The sequence below is a fragment of the Clostridium sp. AF27-5AA genome (genome assembly GCF_003478415.1).
In the GTDB taxonomy this organism is placed as follows: domain Bacteria; phylum Bacillota; class Clostridia; order Lachnospirales; family Lachnospiraceae; genus Otoolea; species Otoolea fessa.
The window spans coordinates 7749-17237 of sequence record NZ_QUFH01000020.1 but is presented as its reverse complement, the minus strand read 5'-3'; the positions used below and the strand labels follow the sequence as shown (position 1 = coordinate 17237).

Here is a 9489-nt window from a genome sequence, read left to right as displayed (position 1 = left end):
CCCATGAGGTTTTTCACAGGTTCGATGACCCGCACGCTTACATCCAGCTTTATAGGGGCAGCTGGTGTTCCGCCCGCATTTTTTTCCTGCATGGATTTCTCCTTTCCGCTTCGGGTCAGCATGACCCGAAGCTGTTACAAGTTTACAGTGCTTTCAACTTCGTTTCCCCACACGTCCCATCCGGGCTTTTTTTCTCTGGCGAACAATTCCACTCGTGGTATATCGCCCATCAGTTCTACAATTTTCCGCCTGGCCTCGTCCGGCTTTTTACTGTGGCGCTCTATCGGGGAAACAATAAGCTGGTGAACACCGGTAGACTTACGCTTCGGATGTCCTTTTACTGCTAAAAGACAAATTTCTGCATTGCCTCTGGTCCAATACCCCAGACCGTAAAACCATGAGTAGGAGCGCCGGTTCCTCTTTATCCATACAAAAGCCACAGAACGATAAGAAAAGCCCCATGCTTTAATGACCTTTAAGGCTTCCGGCAGTTGTGGGAATGTTGCCCACAGAAACAAAACGCTGTCTTTTGCAGCCAAGTCGGCCACTGGAAGGGAACAAATTTCTTCAATACTCATAGTGGGATAATGAAGCTCTGCTGATCCCTGCCTGTTTTTCTGCTCATACCGCCACGGTGGATCTGCATAGATTATCGAAAATTTTTCTTTCGGCATGATCCTCCTTTCCGCTTCGGGTCAGCATGGCCCGAAGTCTCTTAATGGCAGCCGAAGATGGATTTTGCAAGACTGCCTGTTTTGAATAAGGTAAAACACAGCAGCACCGTATATCCCACGCAGCCCCAGATCGCCCCGATGGGGTCGCCGTCGGTGGCGATACTCTGGATCAGCACCGCATAGATTGCGACACAGACTAAGATCAACAGACCTTGAAAGCCCACCGCAAAGAGGGAGCGGAAATAGTTCTGCCCCATGTGTCCGGTTTCCCTGTTGGGGACTGTGGCAAACGGGATAGGCGCTAAACTTGTGAGTAAATAGATTTCAGTCATACGGCCATATACGATGACGAAGATCACGATATTTAAGGCAATCATGGTAAGCTGGATCAGGAAGGATTGTAGCCAGAGTCCGAACAGAGGACCCAACTCCATCGCTTCAAGTTCTGTCCGTAGACTGTCCAGCACATCCGGCGTGATCTCTGTCCCGTTCTGGATAATGCCCGCTGACTGCTGTATCACATGCTGGCTCACATCAAAGACCGCCAGCACGATATTGAAGGTGTTCGTCAGGATCATCACAGCCACAAAGGTTTTGAACACCCACTTAAAAAACATCCATGTGTCAACTTCATGGAGGTTGTTGCGTTCTATGAGCATCTGTATCAGCTCATAAGTCATTACAAAAGTGAGGATGACCCCGGCGATTGGCAGGATGGCAGTTTCAGAGATCTGTCGTATCATGGAAAAGACCCCGGCGTTCCAGTCCGCCGGGGTCGTGCCGACCTGTGTGGCGATCTCGCCAACGCTCTGATTGACGTTATCGAAAAGGCCGTCCAGATTTCCCATGATACCATCGACGAGCAGACCTTTCAGCCATTCAACGATTGCGTCGATGATAAAGTCCATACATCAGCTCCTTCTGGAAAAAGGGACAACGGGTGACACTTAGCTGAACAGACCGGACAGCAGAGGGATAAGCTGAAGGCCGATCAGAACGACACCGCCGCCAGCCATGAGCTGTTTTATCCCCAATTAGGTGTAAAACTCTGCTCGATGGCGGGCGGCGGCGTACAAAAAATCTATATGGTGTTTTTAAGAGAACCGTCCCGGCGGGACAGGTCAGGCAGTGACCTGTTCCACCTCCGGGATGGGTTTGAGATTAAAATGAATTTCGATAGAAATGTGTCTTGTTTTATCTTCGTCAATGCGCTCATGCACGACGATTTCTTTGATTAAGCGGTTGAGGGTGGCTGCGTCCAACTCTGTGATGTTGGCATATTCCTGAATGGCTTCCACCCATTGTTTTGCGTCATTGGCAAGCTGGACTTCATCGGACAGCCGCTTTCTGCCCTCGGACACTTTTGTTTTAAGTTCCGTCTGCTCGGTCTGTGTCTTTTCCAGCATGGTGTTGAAGTTCTGCTCACTGATACGCCCTGCAATCATATCTTCATAAAGCCGCATTACCATTTTGTCCAGAACCTCAATCCGTTCCTCGTCCCTTGTAAGGGAGCGTTCCATTGCTTCCCGCTGTTCCCGCTGCTCGGCTTCACAGGTATTGGTCAGGCGGTCAGCAACCGCTTTCCCGTCCATCAGGGCAGCTCTGGCACATTCCCGGATTTTCCGCAGCACATGACTGTAAAGGGTGTCATAATCAATCCGGTGCTGGGTGCAGTGGTTCTTTCCAAAGGCATTGTAGGTCTTGCAGGAGTAAATCTGCTGGGGATGTTTTGCGTTTGTGTAGCGTACCGTCAGAGACTTCCCACACTCGCCGCATTTTATCAGTCCGGCAAACAGGCTGATTTCATTGGTCTGCCCCGGACGCTGGCGGGATTTCAGCTTGTTCTGCACAATGTCAAAGCTCATGCGGTCAATCAGCGGTTCATGCTGTCCTTCCACTACAATCCAGTCCTCCGGCTTCTTTTCCCCAATCGTGCCGATTTTGAAACGGTAGTCCTTTTTCTGGGAAGCAATCGCCCCAGTGTAAACGGGATTCATCAAAAGGTCTTTGATAACGGAAAAGTCCCACATATACCGCCCGTTTTCCGGGTCTTTCTTTTCCCATTTGGTGCGGGTATTGCGAAGCCCCCGTTCCCGGTTCCACCATGTGGGGCAGGGGATTTTTTCTTCCTCCAGCCGTCTGCGGATATAGTTCGGACCATGACCGTTTAGGGCATATCCGAAAATCAGCCGCACAATCGGGGCGGTTTCCTCGTCAATGAGCAGATGGTTTTTGTCCTCCGGGTCTTTCCGATACCCAAACGGGGCAAGACACCCGGTAAACTGTCCTTTCTGCGCTTTCAGAAGATAAGAGGAATGGACTTTCTTGGAAATATCCTTGCTGTACATCTCGTTCAGGATATTCTTGAACGGGGCGATGTCGTTGTTATCCCGCAGGGTGTCGATACCGTCATTCATGGCGATATAGCGGACACCGTTTCTTGGGAAAAAGTCCTCAATCAAATGCCCTGTTTGCAAATAGTTACGCCCCAGTCGGCTGAGGTCTTTCGTGATGACAAGGTTGATTTGCCTGCGCTCAATGGCTCTCAACATTCTCTGTAAATCAGGACGCTCCATATTAAGACCTGTGAAGCCATCGTCCTGATAGACTGCCACAACCTCCCATCCCTGCTTTTCGCAGTATTTTTCCAGCATATCACGCTGGTTTGCGATACTGGCACTTTCGCCTTGCAGGTCATCGTCCTTTGACAGCCTGCAATAGACCGCCGCACGATAGCCCCCGGCAAGTGCTGAACCGATTGTTCTGTATTCCATTTCGTTCATCATAGCCATTTACCCACACAATCCAGACGGTATCTGGCTCTGTTGAACCTCATCTTCATTATACTTCAAATCTTTCTTTTTAGCAAGATATTCTTTTGTATTTGTTTTGCCGTATTTCTGGGAAATCAGGCTGACGAACACATCGGTGGCGTCCAGTTCCCCGTCAAATACGGTTGTCACTTCAATCTTGGTCTTATTTTTCGCCATAGGCAGTTATCCTCCATACATGAAAATAGCCAGACAGAGAACGGTCGGCAACGAAGTCCGGCAACGGGCTTCAAAAGACCTTGCAAACAATCTCAATCTGGCGTTGATTACTATTTATACTTTTCTTTTATTTTTCTGTTGTTTTGGTTGTCAGAGAGGGAAAAAGCCCGGAAATAAGGGATTTTCCCCGGCAACCGGCTCGGCAACGGGATAGCAACGAAGTCGGCAACGGGCTGTCATTTTCAGAATGGAAGCTCCATCTGCTCTGTGACCTCCACAAAACCGTCCATAGATTTTTCGGGCGGGTTGTCGGTGTCCGTTGCCGGGATTTCACGCTCCCAGCCCTTTTGTCTGCCGTATTCCGCAAACATCCTCGGATTGGAAAAGTAGTTCCACCCGGTAATGCACTGGTTCATTATCTCGTTGATTTCCCGGATTTCCCATTGCTTCGGCTCATCAAAGGTGTGGTTTAAGGCTTCCTTGTAGAGCTGCTTGGAGCAGACCGTTTCCCCGGTGTACTTATCAAGGTAAGCCTGTATCATCCCGGCTTTGGTGTCCTCCGGCATAAAATCCCGCTGGTGTTCTTTGAGATACCGCTGCATGGCTGGGCTGAATGACAGCTTGAACATGCCGCTTCGGTAAATCTCCATTGCTTCCGCCCACATCTGGCTGATATAGGCTCTGGAAGCGGCTTCGTCCTCCAAAATGTGAACCTCGGCTTGCTCCGGGTACACCATGACCGGGATAAATCGGCGGTTGCCGGAACGGTCAAGGGGGAGAAAGTCAAGGGCGTTGGAAGTGCCGCCGAACACGCATTGACGGGGGCGGTCTGCCGGGTGAGTTTCATAGGGAATTTTGTAAACCTCTTTCTGGCGGCTTAGAAAGGACTTGATTTCCTCAATGCTCTTGGCATTGGCGGTTGCCATCATTTCCGACATTTCAATTATCCAGTGACCTTGCAGCTTGCGGTACACGTTATCATCGTCCAGCTTCCGCAAATCATCGGAAAACCACTCGTCCCGGACTGCCAGCAGCCGGAAGAAGGTGGATTTGCCAGCCCCCTGACCGCCTACCAGACACAGCATGATTTCAAACTTGCTTCCGGGCTTAAATGCCCTTGTAATCGCCCCCAGCATGAACAGCTTCAAGGCTTCATAGGTGTAATCGTCCACATCAGCTCCCAGAAAGTGCCGCAGACAGAAGCGGATGCGCTCAGTCCCGTCCCATGCAAGGCTGTTCAGAAAATCCCGGATGGGGTGGTACTTATTCTCATTCGCCACAATCCCGATGGCGGTTTCAATCTTTTTCTCACTGGTAAGCCCGTAGGTTTCCTCCAGATAGAGAAGCAGATACTTCATGTCCGTATCGGTCAGGGCTGTGCTTTCTCTGTGAAAACCGATGGGCTTTATGATGTCCTTGCGGTCGGTCAGGATGTTGTAGGCGATTGCCCCGGCAAGCACAGGGTCACGCTGGAATACGGTCAGGCAGTTCCGTATGCTCTGGCGGACGCCGCCTTTCTCGGTGGTTTCCAGAGTTGCCTTTACTTCCTCAACGCTCTGGGGCGGCTGCATGGCGTTCATGGTGTTTTTTAGTTCTTGCTGCGTCTGCGGCTGCAAGCTCTGCCATTCGCTGTTCAAGCTGTATCACATCCTTTCCGTAGTCCATAATCAAAACCGCTTTTTCCTCTGTCTCCCCGAACAGCAGCACATCCAGCAGATATTCCACATGGGCTTGCTTCTGCAAGGCTTCCACGAACCGGGGATGAAACGCTTCCTCCGGGGAGTGCGGGGCATAGTCGGTTTTCCATACCCGTAAGAGGTGTAGATAATCGGCAAGGACACGGAAGCAATGTGCCTTTGCTTCCCGGAACTGTTCTTCCGGGGATTTCTGCCGGGGCTTGGGCTTCCTTGCCCTGCCCGGTGGCTTCCAGTCCTCATAGGCAAGCCCGAAGTCACTCGCCAACTGTGCGGCGGCTTCCTTTTTCCCCAGCCCGTACAGGGCAGCTACAAAATCAATCACATCCCCATCTGCACCACATCCGAAGCAGTGGAAACGCTTGTCCAGCTTCATGCTGGGGGTCTTATCGTTGTGGAACGGGCAGCAAGCCATCCCGTTTCTGTTTACCCGGATTCCGTAATGCTCCGCAGCCTGTCTTGTCGTAACGGACTGCTTCACAGCTTCAAATACATTCAAATCAATTCCTCCTTGTAAAAAAGAAAAGGCACTTATCATTCTCAATCTGAAAATGGCAAGTGCCTGTTAAAGTTCCATATCCTGTTGTTTGTGTTTCGTCTGCGCCGGGGCGTTTTTCTGTGCTTTCTTCTCGTCAGCCTTATCCTGCAAGACTTCTTTGAGGGGCTGCTTCTTGGGCGGCTCTTTGCTTTCCTCTGTGCCGGGTGTGGCTTTCCGTACCCAGTAGCGGATGTCCCGCAGCTTCTTCAAATCTTCCTGCACCTCGGTCAACGGTACTTTCAAGTCTGCGATTTCGCCCACAAGCTTCGCCTGTTCCTGCAAAAGCTCCTTTTTCGTGCTGTCCTTATCATCCGGGTGCTTGGCAAGGTAGGCACTGGCTTTCTCAAACCGGGCAACCTCCGGGTGTTCCAGCTTGAATTTTTCCTTAGTTTTCTTGAAAAATATCTTCTGGTATTTCTCATAAACGGGCTTACATTCCTTACAGTCCGTCCGGGCGGCAAGGATAGCGTCAATCACGTTGCTGCGGGTTTCCTTTGGCTTCATCTGCTTTCGGTAGTCGGCGGCAGATTTCCCGGACGTTTCTATAAAGTTTTCCAAATCCTCCACGGTGGAAAGTCCCTTTCTCTGAAGATAGGACAGGGCTTCGCTGACTGCCTTTAAGTCTTTGGAAGTTCCACGGTTTTGTCCCGCCCGTGTCCAGTCGCTCCGTTCTGCCTTTCGTACCTCCATGTACTTCATCAACAGATTGGGAAGAAATACCGCTTCCTCCGCAGCTTTTTCCGCAAGCAGTTCTTTTCGTTTTTCACTAAGCTCGATAATCCAGCCTTTGAGATTTTTAATAAGCTGCCGGATAGACTTCATCAGGCTGTTGGCGGCTTTGATTTCCCGGTTCAGATTTCCGATGTTGGTCTGAATCCCTCGCTTTTCCATCTGCCGGACAGCAGCACCCTCATGGACGGTAGGGATAATATCAAGCCCCTGTCTTTCATAAGAACGGAGATCCACCCGCTCCGGGCGGTTGTTGGCTTCCAGATAGCGGTTCTGGATGATCTCCCATTCATGCCGCCAGATTTCACAATACTTGCGGTCGTTCCAGTCAACCGTATCTTCCTTGTGACTTTTCCATCTGCCGGACGGAAGTTTTATCCGTTCCCCGTTCTCGTCAAGGTCATAAACCTTGCGGCTCTTGGGAAGCCATTTCCCATGTTCATCCATTGCCCGCATAGTCAGCATGACATGAGCGTGAGGGTTTCCGTCCCCTTTGTCATGGATGGCAAAATCCACGCACATTCCTTTGGAAACAAACTGCTGATTGCAGAAATCCCGGACAAGGGCGGCGTACTGGTCGGGCGGTATCTCTCTGGGGATGGTAAGCACCCACCGCCTTGCAAGCTGGGAATTCCATTGCTTCTCCACCGCTTCGGCGGCGTTCCATAAAGTATTGCGGTCTGCATACGACCGTGGGGCATTTGCCGGAAGCAAGATTTCATTGTGGACGATACCACGCTTTTCCGGGTAGTGCTTCACTTCCTGATCGTATCCACAGAACAGCTTTTCGCCGCTCTGGTAGGCAGCGGCGGCAACCGCAGACTGCTGTTGGCTTCGCTGCACAATCGAGATTTCGTTGTGTGGACAGGGCATTTCGTGTCCCTCCTTTCGGTAATTGGTGGATGGGGTGGCGTTTTACCACCTCATTTGGGGCAGAAAAAAAGCAGGAGACCTTTTCAGATTTCCTGCTCGGTGGTGCCGCCGGTGGGCGGCTGGTATTCAGTTTTGAAAGTTCGGGTCAGGGTGGCCCGATGATGAAATAAAATATCTGCATGAAGATTATTCAACTTCTTTTAGTAATTCTTCAACAGAAATACCGTAAAGTTTTGCAAGTGCAAAAAGATTTGATGTGGAAGGGTCGGATGTTCCATTTTCCCATTTTGAAACAGCCTGCCTGCTAACACCAATCGTTTCAGCAACAAATTCCTGCGTCATTTTGCACTGTGTTCTGTGTACTTTGAGTGCTTCACCCAACGATTTCCTCACTACGGATTTTTCCTGCCGTACATCTTTTGAATGGATATATTTGAGTAATGCACGAACAATAAGGGTAAGCAAACCAACAAAGATACATAAGAAAATTATTCCAACGATTATCATAAATACGGTTACTTTCATTTGACCACCTCCTAATGTTGCTGTTGGCTTCATTTCTCTGTACGGATATATTTAAGCAATGCACGAATAACAAGGATAAGCAAGCCGACAAAGATACATGAGAAAACTATTCCGACTACAATCATAATGATGTTTACTAACATTTGGATGACCTCCTTTCTTTGTTGGCTTTATTCTATCTGAATTACCGTGTTGCTACCACCAACTATCAAGCAATTATCAGTTGCATATCGGTTGCACAATGATAGCGTTCTGTTTTTTGACCTTATTATACTAAATTACCGTAGATAAGGATAGCTCGACTGATAAAACTTGCTGGACGGGAACAGCTTGCAGCGCAAGGTGTTTCCGGGCGGCAAGTCCACAAAAGGGTAGCTGGCGACAGCCAGCGCAGGGGAAGCGTAGCGTCCCCTGTATGATTTGGAGCAGACCATGACTGCGGAAAATCACAGCCCTCCGGCGAGGAGCCTTCGGAGAACGCAATGCACCAACCTTTGGGTGGTGTATAATTGCGCCCTTAGTAAACTAAGGGGTTTCCGGCTTCTCCCGTTCCAGCAGTTTTTTCAATAGTTCCTGCGTGTCCTGCCTGTGAAAAATGAGTTTCAACAACAGCATGACATCATCATCTGTCAGGCGTTCCGGCTCTTGCAGAAAACTTTCCAGCATACCGCCACGAGTACAGAGCCGGTGCGTCCGTTCCTTTCGGGTAAGCTGCTTTAACTGGTGCTGCAATGCCTTTTCATCATTGATGGCTTTCCGCAGTTTCTTTTCGCTTTTCTCCAACTCCCGGTTGAGCTTTTCCAGCTTTGAGGTATCAGGCAAGGGCAGCGTCCTCCTTTCCCGGTATCAGCACATAAATCCTGTTTGGTTCTCCAACGCCCTGACGCACCCGCATGATAAGTCCGGCGGTTTCCAGTTCATTCAGAGAACGCTTGACCGTCATGGGACTGCGGGACAGGACTGCGGCAATGGCTGTGACAGGGAAGCAGACAAACAGGATTCCGTTCTCGTCCTCCTGACCTTTGGAGAGCATAGCGTCCAGCATCCGGCAGTACATGACCTTTGCGGTGCTGCTGACTGGAAATCCTGTCAACGCTCTGGGAAAGGGCATACAGGGCGGCAATGGTGTGTCTATCGTCATAAATTCAAAATTCATTCGGTGTGTTCCTCCTTTTTCTTTGCTCGTTTGGATAAATAACGGGGGCAGTCAATCACAACCGCCCGGAAGCTCTGCTTGCACCCATGCTGGCATTTCCGGCATAATTCGTTGTAAGTGACACGCCCCCGGTCATTGAGGTAAAAGGAAAGCTCATGCTTCCTCTTTTTGCTCATTCTCGGCATATTGTGTTTCCTCCCGTTTTAGTGTATGGTTTCGGGGCGATTTTCGGCAAAATTACAGCCATAGAGCCGATTAAAATCTCCCGAAGTATCAGCGATAGGGTAGACTATCCCCCTATCAGATTGTC

The 9489-nt window shown here is 50.0% G+C and carries 11 protein-coding genes and 1 pseudogene; all 12 read right to left on the bottom strand.

What is annotated here, in order from left to right; translation table 11 throughout:
• Positions 1 to 134: 134 nt before the first annotated feature.
• The gene (locus DWY89_RS13985) at positions 135 to 674 is read right to left on the bottom strand and encodes an MT-A70 family methyltransferase (RefSeq protein ID WP_107001180.1); all 540 of its coding nucleotides are present in this window, start codon (positions 672 to 674) and stop codon (positions 135 to 137) included.
• Positions 675 to 715: 41 nt separating this feature from the next.
• The gene (locus DWY89_RS13980; protein ID WP_009901636.1) at positions 716 to 1582 is read right to left on the bottom strand and encodes a VirB6/TrbL-like conjugal transfer protein, CD1112 family; all 867 of its coding nucleotides are present in this window, start codon (positions 1580 to 1582) and stop codon (positions 716 to 718) included.
• Positions 1583 to 1621: 39 nt separating this feature from the next.
• Positions 1622 to 1705 (bottom strand): annotated as a pseudogene (locus DWY89_RS13975) (Maff2 family protein); the annotation flags it as partial.
• 90 nt (positions 1706 to 1795) lie between these two features.
• Positions 1796 to 3466, bottom strand: coding sequence for a recombinase family protein (locus tag DWY89_RS13970; protein ID WP_008394601.1), 1671 nt, complete (start codon positions 3464 to 3466; stop codon positions 1796 to 1798).
• Entirely contained in the window at positions 3467 to 3664 is a 198-nt protein-coding gene (locus DWY89_RS13965) for a hypothetical protein (protein ID WP_002595176.1), read from the bottom strand.
• 242 nt (positions 3665 to 3906) lie between these two features.
• The gene (locus DWY89_RS13955) at positions 3907 to 5244 is read right to left on the bottom strand and encodes a virulence-associated E family protein (protein ID WP_008394605.1); all 1338 of its coding nucleotides are present in this window, start codon (positions 5242 to 5244) and stop codon (positions 3907 to 3909) included.
• Positions 5213 to 5857 carry a CHC2 zinc finger domain-containing protein gene (locus tag DWY89_RS13950; protein ID WP_025544160.1) on the bottom strand — a complete coding sequence of 215 codons (645 nt, stop codon included), beginning with the start codon at positions 5855 to 5857 and terminating at the stop codon, positions 5213 to 5215. The genes DWY89_RS13955 and DWY89_RS13950 overlap by 32 nt, the downstream gene beginning before the upstream one ends.
• A gap of 66 nt (positions 5858 to 5923) precedes the next feature.
• On the bottom strand, positions 5924 to 7498 hold the full coding sequence (gene mobQ, locus DWY89_RS13945) for a MobQ family relaxase (protein ID WP_008394607.1): 1575 nt from the start codon (positions 7496 to 7498) through the stop codon (positions 5924 to 5926).
• 186 nt (positions 7499 to 7684) lie between these two features.
• Positions 7685 to 8023 carry a helix-turn-helix transcriptional regulator gene (locus DWY89_RS13940; RefSeq protein WP_003509323.1) on the bottom strand — a complete coding sequence of 113 codons (339 nt, stop codon included), beginning with the start codon at positions 8021 to 8023 and terminating at the stop codon, positions 7685 to 7687.
• Between the two features lie 525 nt (positions 8024 to 8548).
• The gene (locus DWY89_RS13935) at positions 8549 to 8845 is read right to left on the bottom strand and encodes a DUF3847 domain-containing protein (RefSeq protein WP_002594808.1); all 297 of its coding nucleotides are present in this window, start codon (positions 8843 to 8845) and stop codon (positions 8549 to 8551) included.
• A complete protein-coding gene (locus DWY89_RS13930) occupies positions 8838 to 9179 on the bottom strand; it encodes a DeoR family transcriptional regulator (protein WP_003020305.1) in 342 nt (113 codons plus the stop codon). The genes DWY89_RS13935 and DWY89_RS13930 overlap by 8 nt, the downstream gene beginning before the upstream one ends.
• Positions 9176 to 9364 (bottom strand): hypothetical protein, encoded by a 189-nt coding sequence (locus tag DWY89_RS13925; protein ID WP_002304353.1) that lies wholly within the window; start codon positions 9362 to 9364, stop codon positions 9176 to 9178. The genes DWY89_RS13930 and DWY89_RS13925 overlap by 4 nt, the downstream gene beginning before the upstream one ends.
• Positions 9365 to 9489 lie beyond the last annotated feature (125 nt).